The sequence below is a fragment of the Psychrobacter sp. YGAH215 genome, assembly GCF_007280595.1.
Taxonomy (GTDB): Bacteria; Pseudomonadota; Gammaproteobacteria; order Pseudomonadales; family Moraxellaceae; genus Psychrobacter; species Psychrobacter faecalis.
Window position 1 is genome coordinate 66100 of sequence record NZ_VKLR01000016.1, and the last position, 21493, is coordinate 87592.

The 21493-nt window shown below is 43.7% G+C and carries 21 protein-coding genes and 1 tRNA gene; 11 read left to right on the forward strand and 11 right to left on the reverse strand.

Features of this window, described 5'->3' with window-relative positions; translation table 11 throughout:
• Positions 1 to 264 precede the first annotated feature (264 nt).
• Positions 265 to 355, reverse strand: a tRNA-Ser gene (locus FOR85_RS08045).
• Positions 356 to 501: 146 nt separating this feature from the next.
• Between FOR85_RS08045 and FOR85_RS08050 the strand changes: the two genes are divergently transcribed.
• From FOR85_RS08050 to FOR85_RS08060, 3 genes are all read left to right on the forward strand, one after another.
• The gene (locus tag FOR85_RS08050; protein ID WP_223808575.1) at positions 502 to 1395 is read left to right on the forward strand and encodes a DNA/RNA non-specific endonuclease; all 894 of its coding nucleotides are present in this window, start codon (positions 502 to 504) and stop codon (positions 1393 to 1395) included.
• A gap of 74 nt (positions 1396 to 1469) precedes the next feature.
• Positions 1470 to 1733, forward strand: coding sequence for a hypothetical protein (locus FOR85_RS08055; protein ID WP_144297493.1), 264 nt, complete (start codon positions 1470 to 1472; stop codon positions 1731 to 1733).
• A 273-nt stretch (positions 1734 to 2006) separates the two neighbouring features.
• Positions 2007 to 2390 carry a DUF2147 domain-containing protein gene (locus FOR85_RS08060; RefSeq protein ID WP_144297494.1) on the forward strand — a complete coding sequence of 128 codons (384 nt, stop codon included), beginning with the start codon at positions 2007 to 2009 and terminating at the stop codon, positions 2388 to 2390.
• A 185-nt stretch (positions 2391 to 2575) separates the two neighbouring features.
• On the opposite strand, the gene FOR85_RS08065 is transcribed toward FOR85_RS08060, so the two are convergent.
• The 4 genes from FOR85_RS08065 to FOR85_RS08080 form a co-directional block, all read right to left on the reverse strand.
• Positions 2576 to 3838, reverse strand: coding sequence for an ammonium transporter (locus FOR85_RS08065; RefSeq protein WP_144297495.1), 1263 nt, complete (start codon positions 3836 to 3838; stop codon positions 2576 to 2578).
• A gap of 83 nt (positions 3839 to 3921) precedes the next feature.
• A complete protein-coding gene (locus FOR85_RS08070) occupies positions 3922 to 4260 on the reverse strand; it encodes a P-II family nitrogen regulator (protein WP_011514651.1) in 339 nt (112 codons plus the stop codon).
• A 449-nt stretch (positions 4261 to 4709) separates the two neighbouring features.
• A complete protein-coding gene (locus FOR85_RS08075; RefSeq protein WP_144297496.1) occupies positions 4710 to 5564 on the reverse strand; it encodes a universal stress protein in 855 nt (284 codons plus the stop codon).
• Positions 5565 to 5711: 147 nt separating this feature from the next.
• Positions 5712 to 7211 carry a SulP family inorganic anion transporter gene (locus FOR85_RS08080; protein ID WP_144297497.1) on the reverse strand — a complete coding sequence of 500 codons (1500 nt, stop codon included), beginning with the start codon at positions 7209 to 7211 and terminating at the stop codon, positions 5712 to 5714.
• Positions 7212 to 7885: 674 nt separating this feature from the next.
• On the opposite strand from FOR85_RS08080, the gene murD reads away from it, so the two are divergent.
• Positions 7886 to 9304 (forward strand): UDP-N-acetylmuramoyl-L-alanine--D-glutamate ligase, encoded by a 1419-nt coding sequence (murD, locus tag FOR85_RS08085; RefSeq protein ID WP_144297498.1) that lies wholly within the window; start codon positions 7886 to 7888, stop codon positions 9302 to 9304.
• A gap of 430 nt (positions 9305 to 9734) precedes the next feature.
• The gene (locus FOR85_RS08090) at positions 9735 to 10859 is read left to right on the forward strand and encodes an FtsW/RodA/SpoVE family cell cycle protein (protein ID WP_144297499.1); all 1125 of its coding nucleotides are present in this window, start codon (positions 9735 to 9737) and stop codon (positions 10857 to 10859) included.
• 77 nt (positions 10860 to 10936) lie between these two features.
• Here FOR85_RS08090 and gluQRS read toward each other — a convergent pair whose 3' ends face one another.
• The 6 genes from gluQRS to FOR85_RS08120 all read right to left on the reverse strand — a co-directional run bounded on the left by gluQRS (position 10937) and on the right by FOR85_RS08120 (position 16565).
• Positions 10937 to 11896, reverse strand: a complete 960-nt coding sequence (gluQRS, locus tag FOR85_RS08095; RefSeq protein ID WP_144297517.1) for a tRNA glutamyl-Q(34) synthetase GluQRS — start codon at positions 11894 to 11896, stop codon at positions 10937 to 10939.
• 227 nt (positions 11897 to 12123) lie between these two features.
• The gene (gene dksA / locus FOR85_RS08100; RefSeq protein ID WP_068404274.1) at positions 12124 to 12567 is read right to left on the reverse strand and encodes an RNA polymerase-binding protein DksA; all 444 of its coding nucleotides are present in this window, start codon (positions 12565 to 12567) and stop codon (positions 12124 to 12126) included.
• Between the two features lie 512 nt (positions 12568 to 13079).
• On the reverse strand, positions 13080 to 13919 hold the full coding sequence (locus FOR85_RS08105) for a metallophosphoesterase (RefSeq protein WP_144297500.1): 840 nt from the start codon (positions 13917 to 13919) through the stop codon (positions 13080 to 13082).
• 284 nt (positions 13920 to 14203) lie between these two features.
• Positions 14204 to 15049 (reverse strand): metal ABC transporter permease, encoded by an 846-nt coding sequence (locus FOR85_RS08110; protein WP_144297501.1) that lies wholly within the window; start codon positions 15047 to 15049, stop codon positions 14204 to 14206.
• Positions 15050 to 15115: 66 nt separating this feature from the next.
• The gene (locus FOR85_RS08115; RefSeq protein WP_144297518.1) at positions 15116 to 15853 is read right to left on the reverse strand and encodes a metal ABC transporter ATP-binding protein; all 738 of its coding nucleotides are present in this window, start codon (positions 15851 to 15853) and stop codon (positions 15116 to 15118) included.
• 163 nt (positions 15854 to 16016) lie between these two features.
• On the reverse strand, positions 16017 to 16565 hold the full coding sequence (locus FOR85_RS08120) for a transcriptional repressor (RefSeq protein ID WP_144297502.1): 549 nt from the start codon (positions 16563 to 16565) through the stop codon (positions 16017 to 16019).
• A 224-nt stretch (positions 16566 to 16789) separates the two neighbouring features.
• On the opposite strand from FOR85_RS08120, the gene FOR85_RS08125 reads away from it, so the two are divergent.
• The 6 genes from FOR85_RS08125 to FOR85_RS08150 all read left to right on the forward strand — a co-directional run bounded on the left by FOR85_RS08125 (position 16790) and on the right by FOR85_RS08150 (position 21470).
• A complete protein-coding gene (locus FOR85_RS08125) occupies positions 16790 to 17674 on the forward strand; it encodes a metal ABC transporter substrate-binding protein (RefSeq protein WP_144297503.1) in 885 nt (294 codons plus the stop codon).
• Positions 17675 to 17984: 310 nt separating this feature from the next.
• Positions 17985 to 18392 carry an ATP synthase subunit I gene (locus FOR85_RS08130; protein WP_144297504.1) on the forward strand — a complete coding sequence of 136 codons (408 nt, stop codon included), beginning with the start codon at positions 17985 to 17987 and terminating at the stop codon, positions 18390 to 18392.
• 684 nt (positions 18393 to 19076) lie between these two features.
• The gene (gene atpB / locus FOR85_RS08135) at positions 19077 to 19943 is read left to right on the forward strand and encodes a F0F1 ATP synthase subunit A (RefSeq protein WP_144297505.1); all 867 of its coding nucleotides are present in this window, start codon (positions 19077 to 19079) and stop codon (positions 19941 to 19943) included.
• Between the two features lie 40 nt (positions 19944 to 19983).
• Entirely contained in the window at positions 19984 to 20232 is a 249-nt protein-coding gene (gene atpE / locus FOR85_RS08140) for a F0F1 ATP synthase subunit C (protein ID WP_105244316.1), read from the forward strand.
• 130 nt (positions 20233 to 20362) lie between these two features.
• Positions 20363 to 20833 carry a F0F1 ATP synthase subunit B gene (locus FOR85_RS08145; RefSeq protein WP_144297506.1) on the forward strand — a complete coding sequence of 157 codons (471 nt, stop codon included), beginning with the start codon at positions 20363 to 20365 and terminating at the stop codon, positions 20831 to 20833.
• 13 nt (positions 20834 to 20846) lie between these two features.
• Complete coding sequence (locus FOR85_RS08150) at positions 20847 to 21470, forward strand: F0F1 ATP synthase subunit delta (RefSeq protein ID WP_144297507.1); 624 nt, start codon at positions 20847 to 20849, stop codon at positions 21468 to 21470.
• Positions 21471 to 21493: the final 23 nt, after the last annotated feature.

The following is a 21493-nucleotide window of genomic DNA, read 5'->3' on the forward strand; positions in this document are numbered from 1 at the left end:
CTTAAAGCTATATGAATCAAGAAATACAACAAGTACGTTGGTCTAATGCTGAATCATAAAGCCTAAATGTTGGTCTTTTTGAGGTCTAATGAAATAATAGACCAACGAATAGACCAACACAAGCCGCGGGATAGGTGGGTTATGTTCGGATAGATTGGGAAAGTAGTAGGCATAAAAAAAACGCTAGAAGCGTTATTTATAAAGGGCTGCAAAGGTATATGGGAGCGTTTGGGACAAGGTGGGAAAAGTAGGATATTATAAGATTGGCGGTGAAGGAGGGATTCGAACCCTCGATACGCTATGAACGTATACACACTTTCCAGGCGTGCGGTTTCAGCCACTCACCCACTTCACCGTTTTTTGCAAGACCAAGATTTTTGGCTGCCTAAGTATAGCGGATAGCATTTAAAATGTCACGGCCTGCGCAGCATCTTTCTTTATTACTAACGGCCTGCTAGGATAGCGCATACGTAATGGCAGGCATAGATGGTTGGAAGTGGCATGATAAGTTTTTTTAAAGATAAAGCACGGGTCAAAAATAACACCATAATGACCGTATTCACGGTCTTAATAGGAATATCGGCTGCACAAGCGGATGATCTTAGCCAGTGTAGCCAATCGTTTTATGGTGGCGTCTATCCTGAATTCACCAATCCTAAGCTCAGTAACAACACCCAAGCGCTATGCATGGACGGTTTTGCCGTTATGTACTCAGGCGTATCACGTACCCCGCTGTGGTCAGCAGAATATCTCGACCGTAAGCGCTTGCAGCAAGCCAAACAGATTGATCGTGAAGACAGCTTTCATGAAGAAAGCCGCCTGCCAAAATCCATGCGCGCCAAACTGTCCGATTACTCAGGCTCAGGTTATGATCGCGGGCATTTAGCGCCCAATGGTAATATGGCCAATCGCAGTCAGCAATACGATAGCTTTAGCCTTGCCAACATCGCGCCGCAATCGCCGCGCAATAACCGCTATATTTGGCGTAATATCGAGTCAGCCACGCGCTATTTGACCCAGCAATACGGTGAAGTTTATACCATTACTGGGGTGGCGTTTACGAATAAAAAGACCAAACAACTGGCGGATCGTGTGCTGGTGCCCAGTCATTTTTTTAAAGCGGTCTATATTCCAGCGAGCAACCAAGCAGGCGTGTATTATGCGCCCAATGATGAATCAGAGCGTATAGAAGTGATTAGTCTGGATCAATTAACCGCCAAGATTGGCATCGACGTGTTGCCCGTATTAGATGCTCAAACCAAATCGCGCGCGTTTGCTCTGCCGTTAAAAGCAGGTGACAGCTCAGATTTACCCGAAGACTCACCACAAGAGCCTACTTGGATGTTATTTGTGCTGGCTATTATCGATTGGCTCATGGCACAATTAAAAGCATAAGGCGTCTAAATATCACCATATTCTCACAGTATTGCAAAATCACGTAAATTGCTGTTAAGGTAGAGGAAGCTCAAATGATTGAACCCTTTATGAATAATCATGAAAGTATGCAAATTGGCGATTTAGTCATCGAAAACCAAGAAGATAAAATCATTATTTATGGCGACATTAATCTAGTATTTGACGAAGGTGGATATGAGCAAGCACAGCAGTTACACGAGCTTACCAGTAAAATTATGCTGGCATTTAAAAACCGAAACCAATATAGCAATAGTAAGGATAAGTCAAAACAAAAAGATGACCAATCGGGTAAAATTATAGACAATCCGTTCCTGTAACTGTTTGATATGCTTTTGATTTTAGAGAAATAATAAACTACAAAAAAATTACTAGGCAAAATCTAAAAATTGCTTATAATGGGTCAAGACATCGCTTATGCCGATCAAAACTTTTATGGAAAGCTACTCATTAATTGAGTATTAATGTCGGTGACTAACTTGAAATTAGAATAGAACCGCAGTGCTTGCATTAAAAGATTGTTGATAAAAGGATAAGCGAAGACATTAGAAACACACCGTTTCTAGTAATCATTAAATGAAGGGAGTCAATTTATGAAATTATTCACAAAAACCACTTTAGCAGTTGCTGGTATCAGTATGGCAAGCATGGCATTTGCCGCTGACCCATTACACAACACTACTTGGCAGACTTTTGATGAAGGTAAGCCAAAAGGCGTGGTTAAAATCACTGAGTCTAACGGCGTCCTAACGGGTAAGCTTATCAGCACGACTTCAGAAAAAGGTAAGAAGCACGTTGGTATGACTATTATTTCTGGTTTAAAAGCTGACGGCGGTGGTAAATATAGTGGCGGTACAATCACCGACCCTGAAAAGAACAAGACTTATAAATTGACTGCTAACTTAAGCGGCAGCAACTTGGCTCTAAAAGGTCACTTAGGTCCATTCTCACGTAGCCAAACGTGGAAAAAGAAATAAGCCAATATAATCTTACTCTATAAAGTTCAGTTGTTAGACTGGGCATTATAAAAAGACAAACTGTTAAAGAATAAATAATCCCGCAAGACTGAAAGGTTTTGCGGGATTTTTGATGGGATAGGTTTTTAATAAAAGGGTTTTATCGATGATTAGCAAATCAACAATAAAACCCTCTTAAATACTTGTTACCTTATAAACTCTGGATAGGCTTCCATACCACATTCAGCGATGTCTGCTCCTTGATATTCTTCTTCTTCAGAGATACGCAGACCTATGACAAATTTAATGATGCTCCAGACTATCAGACTACTGATAAACACCCAAGTAAAGATGGTTGCTGCACCAGCAATTTGACCGAGCAAAGTAGCATTTGAGTTGGTCAATGGCACTAGCATCAGACCGAACAAGCCGCACACCCCATGTACAGAGATAGCACCGACTGGGTCATCGATTTTCATTTTATCTAATGCAAGGATTGATATGACCACAATAACGCCTGCTGTCATGCCAAATAACGTTGCTTGCAGCGCCGACGGGGTGGACGGTTCGGCAGTAATGGCGACCAGACCCGCTAATGCACCATTTAAGAGCATGGTCAAATCTGCCTTACCAAAGATAACGCGCGCGATAATAAGGGCGCCGATGGCTCCACCGGCAGCAGCGGCATTGGTATTTAAAAACACTACCGCAACTGCATTGGCACTGGTGATATCGCCAAGTTTGAGCACGGAGCCGCCGTTAAACCCAAGCCAACCCATCCATAAGATAAGCGTACCAAGCGCTGCTAAAGGTAAATTGGCACCCGGAATTGCACGTATCTCACCGTTAGGTCCATATTTACCTTTACGCGCCCCTAACAGCAAGACCCCTGATAGCGCGGCAGCGGCTCCTGCCATATGGACGATACCTGAGCCCGCAAAATCAGAAAATCCCAAATCGCCAAGGCTAAATAGGCCAAACACGGCTTTACCGCCCCACGTCCAGCTGCCTTCTAATGGGTAAATAACTCCGGTCATAACAACGGCAAACAGCAAAAAAGACCATAACTTCATGCGTTCAGCTACGGCACCTGAAACGATTGACATACAGGTGGCGACAAAAACCACTTGGAAGAAGAAATCAGAGGCGGCCGAATATACGGCATCGCCAGCAAAGCCATTTTCAGCTGAGGTCGCTAATGCATCTGCTACTAAAGTTTCAGTGCCAGCAATACCACTCAAAAACAGATTGCCATCATACATAATGGCATAACCGCATATCATATACATGGTACAGGCGGTGGCAAAGAGGGCGATATTTTTGGTGAGGATTTCGACGGTGTTTTTTGAGCGTACCAGTCCAGCTTCTAACATGGTGAAGCCGGCGGCCATCCACATGACTAGCGCGCCACAGATTAAAAAATAAAATGTATCTAGCGCGTACTGGAGCTCAAAGATTTGGTTTTGCATATTAATTCCCCCTTGAATAGATGCAATACAGTGATCGAGATAACCTATAAATCAGTGTTTATAGGTGGTCTGTCGCTTAATTATTAAATAGCGTCAGGACCTGTCTCACCCGTACGAATACGAATGACTTGCTCAAGATTGGTCACAAAGATCTTGCCGTCACCGATTTTGCCAGTACTGGCGATACGCGTAATGGCTTCGATAGCAGGTTCGACCATCTCATCCATCACTGCTACCTCAACTTTCACTTTAGGTAAAAAGTCCACCACGTATTCAGCGCCGCGATAGAGCTCGGTATGACCTTTTTGACGACCAAAACCCTTGACCTCGGTGACGGTGACACCCTTTACACCGATGTCAGAAAGCGCTTCGCGCACATCATCGAGCTTAAATGGTTTTAAGATCGCAGTGATTAGCTTCATAAAAAAATCCTTATATAGATGATGTCGCAGGTTAATAGAGACCGTTTGCTGGTTCGTATTATTGTCAGGCTCATGGTAAATAGTTCAAGAATTGTGCCAAACCTACTCAAGGGGGTTGGTAGGGTTGCGCGCATTTGCTTAAAAATAACCATGATAATGACAAAAACTCTTGCCTATATCGCAACAATAACTATGCTTTTAGGGATATAAGTTGGAGTTATCAACCTTTAACGTTGGGAGAATAAACACTTTATTATAACCAACTTTTTAAGCCCTTGGGGAGGCTATCACTTTATTTCATGTGACGATTTGATAAGAGGTTTGATAAGAAAAATGGGAAGAGATAGGAGAAAAGTAAGCGCGTAAGCATTGTAAAAACGTCGATTATTAAAAACGCCATTATGAATAATAGCGTTTAAAATCAAAAGTTTATACATAAAAAGAAGGTTTTAAGCTTTGGGGAAGAGTAAATACGGGGTTTTGGTACTGCCAAGTAGTTTTTTGGTTTCACTACCTTTTAGCAGCTCAAGCAGACGCGGTTGCCCAAAGGCGCCGGTCATCAGCAGCCCAATATCATTTTTGCTTTGATAGTAATTTAAGGCAGCGGTCACATCACGGCAGTCGAGCAAGGCTTTTTTACACTTGATACCCGCTTGTTTAAGGCGCGCATAGGCTTCCCGCAGTGCATCGCAGTTTTCTGAGTTTTCTTTAGCAACCATGACAATATGTACGGTCAACGCACGAATAAGCGGCGTTTTACACAGCCAATTGAGCAGCTTATGCGAAGTTGGACTGTTATCAAAAGCAAATAACGCCGTCGTTGGGGGCAAAAATGGTGCATGCGTCACCAAAATGGGGCAGTGGCTCAAACGTATCAGCTGACTCAAGGTTGATTTGCAAGTCACATGATGACCGATGACCATTAATTGTGCTTTGTCATCGACGTAATCAATACTGTCACTCAGACTTTCATGCCGATGTAAGGTATAAGTTTTAAGCTTGTGACTTTGTTGCTCACAATAAGTGCTGGCCTGATGCAGCAGCAGTTTACCTTGGGCTTTTAGCTCGCTATTGCTCAAATGCTCTTGTGTGGTGAATTGGTCTAGCAAGACATTTTCATCGTCAATATTGAGACAACCAGAATAATCAACGGCAGCTTTTTGTTGCAAACTTGGTACAGAATGCAGCAGACCAATGGGTGCTTGCAGACGAATAGAGGCCCACATACTAGCATCCAATACCGCTTGCACATGATTGGGACAGTCCAAGCAAGCAATCACACTATCTGGCTTCAAATTACTCATAAGGGCACCACATATCTCAATAATAAAATCAGGCTCACGGTTTAAAGGAGTGCCTTTAAGCCGCGAGCCTGATTTTATATACCAATATAATTGCTGAACAATAAAGACACTATTGCGCTCAGCTTGATAACAGCAATACCGTTTTGTTTAATCTAACAGTCCAATATCTCGGCGATCGTGAATCGAAAAGCGATCGATAAGGGTACGGCTGGCGCTGTTGAGTCCAACCACTTTGACATCAATACCTTCGCGCTGCAAACGCATGACCAGTTTGTCCAAGGTATCGACGGCACTCACGTCCCAAAAGTGGGCGTGGCTAACATCGATTTGTACGCTGTCCAACGCTTCTTTGGTATCAAAGCTCTGCAAAAACTGCGTCGTTGAGGCAAAGAAGACCTGTCCTTGCACGTAGTAATAACGGGTATTGCTACTGTCGTCATACTCACTAAAGACCGTTAAGAATTGCCCGATCTTATTGGCAAACGCCAATGCTGAAAGTAGCACACCAACGCCGACGCCGTACGCGAGATTATGGGTAAAAACAGTGGTTATCACGGTCGCCAGCATCACGATATTAAAGGACAGTGGGTGGGTTTTAAATTCTCGAATAGATTGCCAATTAAAGGTACCGATAGAAACCATAATCATCACCGCTACCAATGCTGCCATCGGAATTTGGCTGACCCACTCACTTAAAAATACCACCAGGATGAGTAGCACCACGCCAGCAATAAGTGTTGATAAACGCGTACGGCCGCCAGATTTGACGTTAATCATTGATTGCCCAATCATCGCGCAGCCTGCCATACCGCCAAAGAAGCCTGACACGACGTTGGCCATGCCTTGACCACGGCACTCACGGTTTTTATCACTTGGCGTATCAGTCAATTCATCGACGATGGTCGCGGTCATCATAGATTCTAATAAACCTACGATGGCAAGCGCGATAGAATAAGGCGCGATAACGATTAGGGTCTCAAAGTTCAGCGGAATGTCAGGCAATAAAAACACCGGTAAAGAATCGGGCAAATCGCCCATGCTACCGACGTTACGAATATCAAGATTCATATACATGGCAACCGCAGTCAAACCAACGATACAAATCAGCGGTGAGGGAATCACGCGTCCGATTTTAGGAAGCAGCGGAAATAAGTAAATAATCGCAAGGCCTGCCGCCGTCATGATATAAACCGTCATGCCGACGCGCTCAGTCATCGGGTTCAGCTCAGGCAGCTGGGCGGCAAAGATTAAAATCGCCAGCGCATTGACAAAACCGATGACCACCGAGCGCGACACAAAGCGCATCAAGTTACCAAGTTTTAAAATACCCATGATGATTTGAATGACGCCGCAAAGTAACGTAGCGGCAAGCAAGTACTGCAGCCCGTGCTCGGCGACCAAATCAACCATCACCAGTGCCATTGCGCCAGTCGCCGCCGAAATCATTCCTGGACGTCCACCGACAAAACTAATGACCACGGCGATGCAAAATGAAGCATATAAACCGACTTTTGGGTCGACACCAGCGATAATAGAAAAGGCAATCGCTTCTGGAATCAAGGCTAGTGCGACCACTAAACCTGATAACGTATCACCGCGAATATTGGAAAACCACTCTTCACGCAAACTGCCAAAAAAAGATGTCATAAGTAAACTGTATAGTAGGGTTAGAGGCAAAAAAAACAACCATTTATGATCGAGCAATAAAGCGTCACCCTAAAATGATTGTATCGAGACTAACGGTTATCGACCTTTATAGCTGTATCGCACAAACCGTTACCCTTAATCAGTAGGATAACAGCTCTTAAAAACATGAATAAGTGTTTACCGTGAAATACGGTGGAAGAAGATACGTCTCTTGTCAGACAAAACGCCAAAATATGGGGCAGCGGTTGCCTGTCATATCCACCTCAGCATAAAAAACATAACTGCAGGACGATGACAATGGCGCGATAAAGGTGACAACATGCTAAACTAAAATGCTAAATTAAAGATTTGGTTAAAGAGCGCTTACTATCGTAGCGCTTCTTATTAAGGCGGCTATTATAGCATTAGCGGCGCAATATAAAAACAGGCGCATAATAACACAAAGCCTCAAAAAACCAGTACCGAAATTGCGGCAATGGCTTTATGATGCTCATCATCCACAGCAGCTTACTCATACTGGTTCAAGCTGGTTCAGACTTGCTAAAACTGGCTGAGATTAGTTGTAGCCCTGACGTTTAGCGTAAAGCCCACTATAAAAAGCCATTATCAATACTATTGATAAAGCCAAGATGCTTGATACAATTTTGTTCGTCCAATAGATAAAAGGAATAGATATGACCACTAACACCGCAACAGAAGCCTTACTTCATAAGGGCAGTGGTTTACAAGTCGTGGTCGGTTTGGGGCAGTCGGGGCTGTCGGTTGCGCAGTATTTGACCAAGCAAGGTTACCAAGTCGCTGTCACCGACAATCAAGTCAATCCCATTTTAGCAGAGCAATTACCTGCTGCTGTTGAGATTCGCCAGTTTGGCGCGATAGATGCCGATTTATTGCAGCGAGCGGCTCGTATTATCATCAGTCCAGGTATCTCTTTAAAAACCCCAGCGGTTGCTGCGGCGCGAGAGGCGAATATTGCCGTTGTCAGTGACATTCAGCTATTTTGTGAAGCGTGCCGCGTACCGATTGTTGCGATTACAGGCTCTAACGCTAAAAGTACCGTCACCACCTTGGTTGGACAAATGGCCGCCGATGCTGGGGTCAATGTTGGCGTAGGCGGCAATATTGGCGTGCCAGCACTGACGTTATTGTCCAATACCGAGATGGAATTGGCAGTTCTCGAGCTATCAAGTTTCCAGTTAGAAACGGTGACCAATTTAGGCGCACAAGTGGCAACGGTACTTAACATGTCTCCTGACCACCTAGACCGCCATGGCGATATGCTCGGCTACCATCAAGCCAAGCATCGTATTTTTCAAGGCGCCAAGTCTGTAGTGATAAATCGCGAAGATGCCTTGACGCGGCCGCTAGTGGCGGATAATTTGCCACGCTTAAGCACGGGCATTCACGCCCCTGACAAAGGTCAATATGGACTGATTACCGACTCAGAAGGGCAGACGTATTTGGCCCGCGGGACCGGGCGTTTGCTGTCGGCAGACAAACTGCGTATCAAAGGCCGGCATAATTTACTCAATGCGCAAGCAGCTTTAGCACTTGGCGAGCTTGCCGGTTTACCGCTTGATAGTATGCTCGCCACCTTGCAGAATTTTACAGGACTTGAGCATCGCTGCGAATATGTGGCTACGGTCGATGGCATTGATTATTTTAATGATTCTAAGGGTACTAATATTGGCTCAACCATGGCGGCAGTCGAGGGCTTAGGAGCGGTATATGCGCCTAAAGACGGTAAGCTACTATTAATTTTAGGTGGGCAGGGTAAAGGTCAGCAATTTGGCGAATTAACGCCATTTATCAATCAATACGTCAGCCAAGTGTTGTTTATTGGCGAAGATAGCCAGCAGATTGAGCAACATTTACGCGCCGCTGGTATCAACGACGATGATGTCTATATGCATCAATGTCAAACGCTAGAAGGCGCTTTTGCGACGATACAGCAAGTCACAAAAAGCAGTTTATCGCAGGTACAAGCGGTGCTCTTATCACCAGCTTGTGCCAGTTTCGATCAGTTTAGTGGTTTTGCGGAACGCGGCAAGTACTTTAGTCAGCTGGTCAACCAGTTAGACAAGGCTTCATAAAGCATCTTGACGCTTTATCATACGTTTTGGCTTGAAGTAGTATCAGCGTTAGGTTTTAAGTGGTTTGGCTTAGCGTTATAAAATGGCAGGCGTTTTTTGATAAATGATTGTTTTGCTTATAAATTGCTGCTACTGTCAACTAGGTAATAAAGCGGGCGATAAACGATTTGCAAACCATCGTTGCTATTCATGTTGCTAACCACTGTACCATTAATACTGACAAGCTAAACGATTAACAATCGGGGTTTGTCGCCGCTTTGCTGTCTGCTATTATCTATTGGATAAAATTGATTTCATTTTTTTAAACGGTGGCGTTTTATAACGCCGTGTTTTCTCGTTTGCTAGTGTATACAAAATTATGGCGCTCTCTTCTTTTTTTCGATCAAACTCTCAATCGCCGCGAGCTACTGGCTCAGATGGCGTTCTCTCCATGCCCTCAGCGCGCGCCATTTTATTAGCAAGCGTTGGCTGTATGTTGGTGCTCAGCTTATTGATGGTAGCTTCTGCTTCTATCCCGTTTGCCCTTAGTCGCGGCATGAGCGAGCTGCATTTCTTTTATAATCAGCTTTTATACATGGCGATTGGGCTGGTTATCGCTGGTATTTCTTATAAAGCAGTAACGCTAAAAAGGCTTTATAAAACCGAAACCCAGTTTATGCTCTTGGCCATCACAGGGTTATTGTTATTTGCCACTTTATTTAGTACGCCTATTAATGGCTCGAAGCGTTGGCTCACGCTCGGTAGTTTTAATTTTCAGGTCGCAGAGCTTGCCAAATTGGTGATGATTATCTTTGTCTCAGACTTCGTTGTACGGCGCTCATTTGAGGTACGTAACGGTTGGGATGGGTTTTTACGCATAGCCATCGTGGTTGGATTAATCACCGTTCTGTTGCTCGCGCAACCAGATTTTGGCTCGTTTGTGGTTATTATTGGGACGGTCTTTGCCATCTTTTATATTGCTGGTGCGCCTTATAAACAATTTATCGCGCTCGGCGCTGTGGCCGTTGGCGGTGCTGTATTAATGGTGGCGACCGTACAATACCGACTGGTACGGGTAATGTCGTTTTTGGACCCTTTTGATGATGTACAAGATACCGATTATCAGCTAGCCCGTAGCTTAATTGCCTTTGGTCGCGGTCAGTTTACTGGCGTCGGCTATGGCGAAAGCGTGCAAAAACTGTCGCATTTACCAGAGGCGCATACCGATTTTCTACTAGCCATTACTGGTGAGGAGTTGGGCTTCGTTGGGGTGACCATGATTCTCATCTTTGAGGCGCTGATTATCGGAAGTGCGATGCGCATCAGTTATAATGCCCTAAAACGCCGGCAAATGCGTATGAGCTATACCGCCTTTGGTATCGCGGTGGTGTTTATTGCGCAGACAATTATTAATGCGGCGATGAATATGGGCGCGATTCCCACCAAAGGGTTGACCATGCCGTTTTTCAGTTATGGCGGCTCATCGATGCTGATTAGCTTAGTAATGGTCGCAGTATTGCTAAGGATTTATAAAGAAAGCCCTGAGATTGAAAAGAGCCAGTGCCGTTATTACTAAGTCGTGTAATGATTAGAGTGTTTACGGCAATCCAGTTATTGATGATAAAGAAGCGTCGCTTATAGCGGCGTTTTTTGTTAAATGTCGCTTGTATTAAAAGTCTGCATATTTTGTAATGGCGAGTTGTCCCATTGCGCAATTGCTTGGGTAAGCATGTTTGTCGGCGTGTCTCTATCAACGGCAGGTTGCTGTAATAGCTGCAAAGCATGGGCAATTAGACGACTTGGGTCACGGGTATCAATTGGCTGGGCAAGGTTTTGTTTAGAGAGCTTTTGACCATCAGGACTGCATATCAATGGTAAATGGTACCAATGATCGATAGCTGGCAAATGCGCCGCATGCATGATGCTAATTTGCGCGGTGGTCATCGGTAAAATGTCCAAGCCACGCATAATATGCGTCACACCTTGCAAGCCATCATCGAGGCTAGCAGCCAAAATATAGTTGATCATGCCGTCTTGGCGACGCACCACCATATCTCCCAAGCTTTGCTGCGGATTGCTCCATTGCACACCTTGAATACCATCTTTAAAGCCAATACGGTAATCTGGTAGCTGTATACGCAGTTTGTTTTTTTCTTTATCAAGATTGGCATTTAGACAACAGCGCGGATAGCGTTGCCTGTTCAGTAGTTTTTCCTGTGCCTGCTCTGCGTCCATGCTTTCTTCCATCGCTTTTTGCTGCCAATAACGCTCAAGGCTTTTACGCGAGCATTGACAGCCGTAAGTCAGCGGATATAGGCTTGAAGATAAGTAATCGTTATAAATATCAAGGCGCTCAGATTGGTAGACGACATCGCCATCCCAGTGCAGCCCAAGCACTTCTAAATCAATCAAAATCTGCTCGGTAAACTGTCGATCACAGCGCTCGGTATCAGTGTTTTCGATACGTAGTAGCCACTTACCACCAAGAGATTTGATCTGACAAAAGCTGGCAAGTGCGGTGGTTAAGGAACCAAGATGCAGCTCACCGGTTGGTGATGGCGCAAAACGGCCAATAGGTTGGGGCAGAGTAGGAGTAATAGGCGTGTTTGCCATAGAGGTAGCAGATGTTTTCAAAATAGACACTTAGCGAAAGTGGAAATAGATAGAATAAATAAATCGATGCCAAAAAGATATTTGCTAAATATGCGTATTTTGTTGGTGCCGTGTCAACCACTAAAAGCTATTTAATAAAAAATAACGCCGTAAAACGCAACGAGCGACCAATGAATGGTCGCTCGTATTTGTATTTAAATGATTAATGACTATTAAAATAACTGGATTTAAGCGCCTTGGTTTTGACGCTCTTTAATCTCAGATAGAGTTTTACAGTCAATGCACTGGGTCGCGGTTGGACGGGCTTCAAGACGACGCAGGCCAATCTCGACGCCACAAGTTTCACAAAATCCATAATCCTCGTTTTCAATTTCAGCGATAGATTTATCAATTTTGCGAATCAGCTTACGTTCACGATCACGCGTTCGCAAGGTTAGGGCAAACTCTTCTTCTTGAGTGGCGCGGTCATTGATATCAGGCATGGCACTGGACTCATCTTGGATATAAGTCTTGGTACGATCTGCTTCGCCAATCAATTGATGCTTCCAATCTAATAAAATGGCTTTAAAGTGCGCCAATTGTTCATCCGACATGTATTCTTCGTTTTCGGCAGGCGCATAAGGGGTAAACTTTACATCACTTGGATTTGGGTTTGGGGTCAGGGTGCTCATATGGGTATCCTACTTTTTCAAATTAATTCAATAAAACGACCTATCGACAGACAAGGCGTTATCAATTTATCAAACGCTATAAATGGTTTCTTTTATAAGCGTTTTACCACTTAGTGACACAAGTAACACAGCTGATCTAAACATACGGTTATTTCGATATGCTGCTAGCGATCTATCGATTATCAATGGTCAGGTATATTGTTATGAATCTTTTTATTTAAATGCTAGCCGTTAAATAAAGATACAAATCACTGACTGTGGAAACTTAGCTTGCGGTCAATTTAGCCGTCCTAGCTATTATAATTTTGTCTAAATGTAGACCGTTCTCATTTTTTACATTATTTATGATATAACTTATTTATCATTTTTAGCTTTACGGTTAGGTTACTAGTATTAGCAATCACGCTGTAGCTGTCTATAACCAGTAATTTTAGCTAGCCCTATAACATACACACTCTGGCGGTATTATACTAGCTAAATACTAGCCAAATTTCTGCCAATAAAACTGGTTGTCAAGTATCTAGTCTTTCGACCCAGCTTGCAACCTCTCCATTGTTGGCTAATTGCAACCAGCGATAGCCGGGAAGGGCGCTTTTATCATAAGCGAAATCATCTTCAAAAGGCTTAAACTGATAGCAGGTAGAGGGCGTACTATAGACCGTTACCCCATGCCGATGGCGGACTTGCTCTTGGTGGGTATGGCCGCTGATAATGACTTTGAGATGCTCAAATGTTGCCAGCCGTTGCCAAAAAATATCGGCGTTTTCGACCATATGCTGATCAATCCAATCTGAATCGACCGCTATCACATGATGGTGCAGCGCAATAAGCGCAGGCTTAGCGCATGTCTCTAGCTGCTTACAGAGCCAATCAATGTCGCTTAGCGCCACTTCTCCTTCTACCTTGCCTGTCATCGAAGAATCTATTAACAACAACTGCCAATGGTCGGTTTCGATAACATGACGGTTCAATAAGCGTCTGTCCGCGGGTCTGGCAATCAGTTCACGCTGAAAAAATGGCAGCTCGCTGTTGTTTTCATCGGTAACGTCATGGTTACCGGCGATACAAGCAAAAGGAATGCCCGTTGCTTGTAGTACGTCAAAAATATGATCGTAAATCTCTGCTTGTACTTTATCGACCAAATCGCCTGTCACGAGAATCAAATCGCAGCGCCGCTCTGCGCTCAACGCTTGCTTGATAATCGCCTCAAAATTGTATTGGCAAACCGCTACTTCACTACTGGTTTCGTCAGCCGCCGCAGGCACGTGGGAGGATAAGTGCAAATCGGTAATTTGCAAAACATTGACTTGTCCGTCGGGCGTGTTGACTGCGCTGGCGGGGTAGCTAAGCATGGGGGTTAGTCCCTTATCAAGCAAAACGATAATAAATTAAAATATGATGAAACGAAAACGTTCGTTAAAAAAACATCTTAAATTGGTGTACCGAGTATTTATTAACTCAAAAATTCGCCAACTATCGCATTGATAGTATTCAGGAAAGTTTATAACATAATGGGCATTAAAGCTCTAGCAATATTGATGAAATAAAGTTCGACAAAGGCCAAGTAAATATCAAAATCACGACCTAAATGTCATGGCTGAGGTACGTGGTAATTTGGTGCTACATGTAAATAACGCTAACGGCGTGGGGACCAGAATTTTGCTAATATGGATTCGGACCCTGATTTTTTGCTTATTAGCTTTGAGATAATGAGCGCCACAAAAAATAAAATAGCCAGTACCAAAACGATAGCAAGCCCCGTTTGGATATCTAGCCAAATACTTCCCCAAACGCCAAGCGTAACGCCGAGCTGGGCAATGATTAAAGAGATAACAACCATTTGTTTTGGTGAGGCCGACCATAAACGCGCTGTTAATGCTGGCAACACCAATAGCCCGCTGATTAATAAACTCCCAACCGCTTGCAAAGCAATAGCACAAAACCCAGCTAATACGCCCATAAAAAACAAACGCTGGCGCATCGGATTAATCCCTTGAATCCGTGCCAAAGCCTCATGAGTCGCAAGCTTGATTTGTGCTGGCCAGATATAAATCAGTAATCCTAAGCCTACCAAAACACTTACTGCAATCAACGGCAAATCTGCCCAGTCAAGCTCGAGCAAATTGCCAAATAAAAAACCTAAAACATTGGCTTGTTGATCGGTAAGCTGCGTCAAAGTTAATAACCCTAAACACAGCAGCGATACCGCAACCACCGCCAGCACCGCATCGACCGGCAGACGCTCATCGTCGATGAATACTAGGCCCAGTACCACCAAAATACTGACGATGCCAATGCCAATGCCCATCGGTAATTGCCACAAAACTGCCAACGCCACACCAAGTAACGTGCCATGTGCCAAGGCATCGGCAAAAAATGCCATGCGCCGCCATAAGACTAGGCAGCCTAAAGGCGCAGAAAGTAGCGCTAAAATGCTACCAGCAATCCAAGCAGGAGCTATGATGGCTAACCAAGCGGTCATAATAGATATCCGTAACGTTTTTATAAAAGGAACAAGGCAATTTGCCTAAAAAGCTTGGTTTTTTAATTATATCTCGCTTGGGGCATGGTGCTCACAAGCGTGCGGTTGATGCACATAAGGCTGCTCATAATGATGGCCAAAAAGCTTCTGAAACTCCGAACTAATCGCAAGCTCGCTTGGTTGCCCTTCGCAGCAAATGTGCTTATTTAAACAAATGACACGCCTGCTACCTTTCATGACCCAATGCAAATCATGCGACACCACCAGCATGGCACAGCGCAAAAACTCCGGCAGCTCATCGATAAACTGATACAGCCAAACCTCGGTATCAGGGTCTAGTCCTTGCATCGGCTCATCTAAAATTAATAAATTGGGCTTGTCTAATAAGGCATGCGCCAATAATACTCGCTGGGTTTCACCGCCTGATAAATGCAGCATTTGCCGCGACAATAAATGCGTCAACGACAAATTATCAAAGATAAATTGCCGCTGCTCAGCCGTTAAGCGTTTTTTATCGGCTTGCGCCAATAAATCGCAAACGCGTAACGGTAAAATAGGCGGCACGGCAAAGCGCTGCGGCACATAGCCAAGTTGCAAGTTTTGGTGCGACGTTATCTGGCCACTGGTCGGTTCGATTAAACCTAAAATTAGTTTAACTAAGGTGGATTTACCCGCGCCATTGGGTCCGATCAGACTAACCGTTTCATTAACAGCGATATCAATATCGATATGCGAGAGGATACGTTGCTGCCCGATATGGTAACTGATATTACTTAAGCTCAGCAGTTTAGCCGCGTTAGGCATGGATTTATCACTTGTATTCATAGCAGATGGCTTGGTTGGTAAAATTGCTAGGCTCATAGGATAGTACTGATGTATTAATGACAATTAAGAAATGGCAGAATAATGATTCAGCATGAAAGCGTAAACCTAAAATTCAGGTTAAAAATATAAGCAAACCGTTATTTTACTGACACGCTTGGCAACGACCGCTCAATTCAATGACGCTACGCTCGACCGTAAAGCCAACGTCTTGCTCTGCAAAGCTCATCATTTCTTGTACTGGCAAACTGCTGCATTCTTGTACCCGCTCACACTGGGCACAGATTAAAAACGCCGCTGTATGTTGGGCGCGTGGGTGACAACAAGGCACATAAGCATTAATCGAGGTTAGCTGGTGAATCAAGCCCTCGCTCAATAAAAACTCCAAGCTGCGATAAACCGTCGGCGGCGCGACATTTTTTGGCGTTTGAGTATTTGCTTGATGGCTCGAGCTATCACTTACTGCTTCAGGCTCGGCAAGGCGCATCTGCTGCAATTGAGTGATTAGATCATAAGCGCCCACTGGTTTATTGGCTTCTAGCACCAACTGGTAGATTTGCTGACGCAGCGGCGTAAAGCGCGCGCCGCTTGAGCGACATTGCTCTTTGGCTGCTAGTAAACGCTCATTGACATCGGACGCTGTAAAATCTTGCACATCATGGACATGAGCGCAAACAGATGAATGAGTAGACATGCAGCAAGCTCCTAAAGACGGTTTAGCGGTGTGATGAACAGTATTTTTAGTTAATGGATATTTTATAATGGTTTTTTATATTGTTATAGTATAACATACTAAAATGTAAAACAGAGAGGTCCTTTGCATTTATTCACAGGTCTGCTGTTTTATAACTAGAATAACGTTGCAAAATATTTATAACTATCTTTGTCATTTATCCTTGAACCTTAAAAGCCGCCATTATGATTCCATTATTTAAAAACTTTATGCATTTACCTCTGCGCTTACAGCGATTGTTCATAACTGGCGTGCTTATATTTGCCTCGTTCATGATGAGCGCGCAAGCAGCAACGGTGAGCGTCAGTAACTATCCGCTGTTTTTATTAAGCCAAGCGGTGACGGAAGGCGCGCCATCAGCCAAGCAATTATTGCAAGCAGGGGAGGTCGGACATCACGGCAGTATCAGTCCCGGCGATATCAAGGCCATTCAAAATAGTAAGTTTGTGGTTTGGTTTGGCGAGCCGCTAGAAAACAACCTAGCCACCACGCTCAATAGCGCGCCTAATGCGATTACGTTATTTAAGTTCGACGCCTTTAATCGTCATCCGCTGCGTGATGTTAAAGGCAAAGCCATTGCTGGTACGCTCGATCCGCATATTTGGCTCGATCCTGAAAACGCTAAAGCCATTACGCGAGCGCTTGCTGTCATTCACAGTCATGCCAATCCGCAATATAAAAAGCTCTATCATGCCAATGCGCAAAAATTTGCCCAGCGCATGAATAAAGCCGTGGCGTCAGCTCATGCAAACCACACGCAAAAACCTTTGCCGTATTGGGCCTATCATGATGCTTATCAATATATGGAAGACAGCGCCAAGTTCCAATTAATTGGCAGCTTAAGTACTGACCATCATTTAGCGCCAAAAGCCAGTCAGTTGCGCTGGTTAAATGAGCAGCGCCCAGCAAAACAAATGTGCTTGGTTAGTCCAAGTCAGCCTGCTAAAGGTTTGCTTACAAAGTTACAGCCAGTTAAAAGTACCGTGCAAGCGGAAGACATGAGCAACAGTAAAGATTTTGTTAGCGGCTGGCAGACAATGGCACAGCAAATCCGTCAGTGTATTTCCTAAATATCGGTAACCCTAATAGCAAGCTGAGCTTTTAGGCTATTTGAAATGATGCAAGTTAAATTAACGGTAGAATAGATGGATTTAGAGGTTATTAGTGCTACTTTATTGACTCTGTAGAGAGATTTTCAGCGCTAAATAACTAAATGCTTGATAAAAGGCATATTTCACTTGCTTAAAATCTGCTTGCTCCCTATAATAAGTGGCGTTTTATTTTGGTTAAAAGATAACGTCTGTAGAGTGAGCCATTCACGGATAATATTGTCGCAACGGTGCGGCGTTGTCCCCACGTTATAGAGCTATAGAAATATCAATGACCAAGCCTGCCAAACGCACCCAAAGAGATAAGATTGCTATTTATCTAAAACGCCAAGCATGGATTTTATTTATCCTGATTGTGCTCGGTTGGATAGTAGATGTTACTTGGTTGGGTAATAACGGCAATACGCTTGTTATCGCAAAGAGTAACGCTATTGGTGCGCTACTTAGTTTTGCCACCCAAGCGGTCTTTGCTGGATTTATCTTTTGGTATACCGGATATCGCGCGCGCAGACATATTGTCAGCCAGCTATATCGGGGTCAAATGGTCAAATGGCTACTGACCGTATGTGGTTTTGCACTAATTTTTATTACCATACAACCTCTATCAGCGCCTGCGCTATTCGTCGGTTTTATGGTAATGCAGATTAGTTACAGTTGGATGTTGTGGCAGATACGCTAACTTTATAAGCTATTATAATTTTAATAGCTCAATAATACAGCACATACATTTGTCATCCTGCGGTCCAGCTTCTCTAAGATTACTGTTATAAAGTCATCAATCAATGATTAAGTGACTGAAAACTGTTTTTACAATAAAAGTATGAATAAAGACGCTTAATTAGAGCTAAGCGTAAAAATCGCGATAAGTAACCCTCTTTTTAAATAGGGTGTTCAAATACAATTGAATTATCGGCTTTGATGGATAGACGCAAAGCCATAGTAGCGAACGTTAACAGCGGTTAACGTATTCATACCGTAAATAAAAAAGTCATAATTGACTTTACACGATTACAACGCTGCATTAATATAGACAGCTAACTGTCTTGCTGCTAAGCACCGAATTGAGCGATAGCTACAAAAATGTGGCAGTAAGCAAGCACATATATAATAATTTTGCGTCTACATGCAAGGGCTATTACTGAATTATCATAAGCCCTTTTTTGATAACTAAAATTTATCTTAAGCTGTTAGATGTAGTATTAGTAATAGAATTATGGGTTGGATGTTGTTGGTTAAATGAGTGCGTTAGTGTGATTTATTTGCCTGCTTGTTACCAAGATAAATAGACATTGCTAAACCTCATCAGATGACAACCATATTTTTGGTAGTTGATTAAATCGTTGATTAATAAGAAGCTTACATTATGGCAGCCGAGCAAACATCATCAGAATATATCTCTCACCATTTAACGCATTGGACGTACGGTTATTTGCCGGGCGAAGGTTGGAAAGTTGCTTATACTGCTGAAGAAGCAGGGTTGATGGGTTTTAAAGCTATCCATCTTGATTCCATGTTATGGTCAATCGGTCTGGGTATTTTATTTTGTGCCATCTTTTGGATGGTTGCCAAAAAAGTTACTTCAGGCGTTCCTAGCAAAACTCAAGCAGCAGTTGAGATGATCGTTGAGTTTGTTGATAACAACGTTCGCGAGTCTTATAGCGGTACTTCAAAGCTAATAGCACCTCTAGCGTTAACCATCTTCGTCTGGATTTGGTTAATGAACTTGATGGATTTAATGCCTATCGACTTCATACCAGGTTTGGCCGGTCAAATTGGAGCGGCGATGGGACACGATCCCCATCACGTATTCTTCAAGATCGTACCGACCACTGACCCTAACATTACCTTGGGCATGGCATTTTCGGTCTTTGCATTGATTATCGCTTATAGCATTAAAGAAAAAGGCGTTGGCGGCTTCATCAGTGAGCTGACCTTGCATCCTTTTAGTGCAGATAATATTGTTTTGAAAATTATATTAATCCCAGTCAACTTCATCTTAGAAGTCGTGACTTTGATTGCAAAACCAGTATCACTTGGCTTACGTTTGTTTGGTAACATGTATGCCGGTGAATTGGTATTTATTTTGATTGCCTTGATGCCGTTCTGGATTCAGTGGGCACTATCAGTACCATGGGCAATATTCCACATCTTGATTATCACCCTTCAAGCGTTCATTTTCATGATGCTGACGATAATTTACTTATCATTAGCCTCGTCAACTGAACATTAATTAGACACTTCATCAATAAATAGGTAAAGAGGATACATCAATGGATCCAGTATTAGGTGGTTACACAGTTATCGCAGTTGCATTACTTATTGGCGCAGGCGCCCTTGCAACAGGTATTGGCTTTGCCCTGTTAGGTGGCAAATTCCTAGAAAGTGTTGCACGTCAGCCAGAGCTTGGTTCACAGCTGCAAACTCGTATGTTTATCGTAGCAGGTCTTTTGGATGCGATTCCAATGATTGGTGTTGGTATTGCGATGCTATTGTTATTCGCAAACCCTCTAGCAGGTTAATCAGAAAGCTCAGTTGTCAAAGTTTGGTTGTCAAAGTTTGTCTATTACGCTCGTCAAAGACAGTCAGTCAAAATTTGGCGATCAAACCCAAACAATGAAACTGATTTTTCATTAACAAAGAGGTGATCACGTGAATATCAATTTTACCATCATCGGTCAAGCCATTGCTTTTGCAATATTTGTGGTTTTTTGCATGAAGTTCGTGTGGCCACCACTTATCGGCGCAATCAACGATCGTCAGCGTAAAATCGCTGAAGGCTTAAATGCAGCAGAAAAAGCAAAAGCAGACTTGGCGACCGCGGAGCGAGACGTTCAGCAGGAGCTTGATCTAGCTAAGACCAAAGCTGCTGCTCTGATTGAGCAAGCGAACAAAAGCGCCATTCAACTTGTTGAAGAGGCAAAATCGCAAGCACAAGCGGAAGGCGAGCGCATTCGTCAGCAAGCACAAGCGGCAATCGACCAAGAAATCAATCAAGCACGTGAGTCATTACGTGCCCAAGTCGCTGAACTGGCTGTTCTTGGCGCTGAAAAGATTTTGCAAGACAAAGTCGATGTGCAAAAACATGCCAGTATGTTAGACCAACTGGCGGCGAAGCTGTAATTGTGAGGATATCATGGCTGACTTATCAACCTTAGCACGACCGTACGCTAAAGCCGCGTTTGACTATGCCAATGAAAACGAGGTAGTAAATGAGTGGGAAAACTTCTTATTTATTGCCGCTACCGTTGTCAATGACAAGTCGTTCAGTACTTGGCTAGACAATCCAGCTGTTTCTGCTGAGCATAAGTCAGCTGCTTTGGTCGATCTTTATGATACGCAAGTAGCTAGCGCGAATGATTCTGCTTTTAAGCAGTTATTAGGTGAGACCCAAGGGGCTCGTCATGACCAAAACGCCAGCTATCCTAAAGTATCAGTAGCACTTAGTAACTTCGTTAAACAGTTATCAGAACAAGAGCGTCTGGCGCTGCTTCCTGAAGTTTATGAGCATTATCGCCGTCACAAGGCAATAAGCTTAAAGCAGCTTGACGCTTATGTGACCTCTGCTTATCCATTAACCGATGCTCAGCGTCAGACGCTGCAAACGCGTCTTGCTGACTCGCTCAATGCGAGCGTGGTGATTCACGAGTCGGTTGATCCAAATCTATTGGCGGGCGCTACGATTAAAGTCGGTGACAAAGTTATCGATGATTCGATGCGTGGCAAGTTACAACAGTTAAAAACACAGCTAACGGCCTAATGCCAATCATCCGTGCAGCTTAA

Bases quoted from the DNA above. Each gene is read 5' to 3' on its own strand.
- FOR85_RS08050 (WP_223808575.1), top strand. From the start codon at position 502: ATGATAAGTTTTTTTAAAGATAAAGCACGGGTCAAAAATAACACCATA.
- FOR85_RS08055 (WP_144297493.1), top strand. From the start codon at position 1,470: ATGATTGAACCCTTTATGAATAATCATGAAAGTATGCAAATTGGCGAT.
- FOR85_RS08060 (WP_144297494.1), top strand. From the start codon at position 2,007: ATGAAATTATTCACAAAAACCACTTTAGCAGTTGCTGGTATCAGTATG.
- FOR85_RS08065 (WP_144297495.1), bottom strand. From the start codon at position 3,838: ATGCAAAACCAAATCTTTGAGCTCCAGTACGCGCTAGATACATTTTAT.
- FOR85_RS08070 (WP_011514651.1), bottom strand. From the start codon at position 4,260: ATGAAGCTAATCACTGCGATCTTAAAACCATTTAAGCTCGATGATGTG.
- FOR85_RS08075 (WP_144297496.1), bottom strand. From the start codon at position 5,564: ATGAGTAATTTGAAGCCAGATAGTGTGATTGCTTGCTTGGACTGTCCC.
- FOR85_RS08080 (WP_144297497.1), bottom strand. From the start codon at position 7,211: ATGACATCTTTTTTTGGCAGTTTGCGTGAAGAGTGGTTTTCCAATATT.
- murD (WP_144297498.1), top strand. From the start codon at position 7,886: ATGACCACTAACACCGCAACAGAAGCCTTACTTCATAAGGGCAGTGGT.
- FOR85_RS08090 (WP_144297499.1), top strand. From the start codon at position 9,735: ATGCCCTCAGCGCGCGCCATTTTATTAGCAAGCGTTGGCTGTATGTTG.
- gluQRS (WP_144297517.1), bottom strand. From the start codon at position 11,896: ATGGCAAACACGCCTATTACTCCTACTCTGCCCCAACCTATTGGCCGT.
- dksA (WP_068404274.1), bottom strand. From the start codon at position 12,567: ATGAGCACCCTGACCCCAAACCCAAATCCAAGTGATGTAAAGTTTACC.
- FOR85_RS08105 (WP_144297500.1), bottom strand. From the start codon at position 13,919: ATGCTTAGCTACCCCGCCAGCGCAGTCAACACGCCCGACGGACAAGTC.
- FOR85_RS08110 (WP_144297501.1), bottom strand. From the start codon at position 15,049: ATGACCGCTTGGTTAGCCATCATAGCTCCTGCTTGGATTGCTGGTAGC.
- FOR85_RS08115 (WP_144297518.1), bottom strand. From the start codon at position 15,853: ATGCCTAACGCGGCTAAACTGCTGAGCTTAAGTAATATCAGTTACCAT.
- FOR85_RS08120 (WP_144297502.1), bottom strand. From the start codon at position 16,565: ATGTCTACTCATTCATCTGTTTGCGCTCATGTCCATGATGTGCAAGAT.
- FOR85_RS08125 (WP_144297503.1), top strand. From the start codon at position 16,790: ATGATTCCATTATTTAAAAACTTTATGCATTTACCTCTGCGCTTACAG.
- FOR85_RS08130 (WP_144297504.1), top strand. From the start codon at position 17,985: ATGACCAAGCCTGCCAAACGCACCCAAAGAGATAAGATTGCTATTTAT.
- atpB (WP_144297505.1), top strand. From the start codon at position 19,077: ATGGCAGCCGAGCAAACATCATCAGAATATATCTCTCACCATTTAACG.
- atpE (WP_105244316.1), top strand. From the start codon at position 19,984: ATGGATCCAGTATTAGGTGGTTACACAGTTATCGCAGTTGCATTACTT.
- FOR85_RS08150 (WP_144297507.1), top strand. From the start codon at position 20,847: ATGGCTGACTTATCAACCTTAGCACGACCGTACGCTAAAGCCGCGTTT.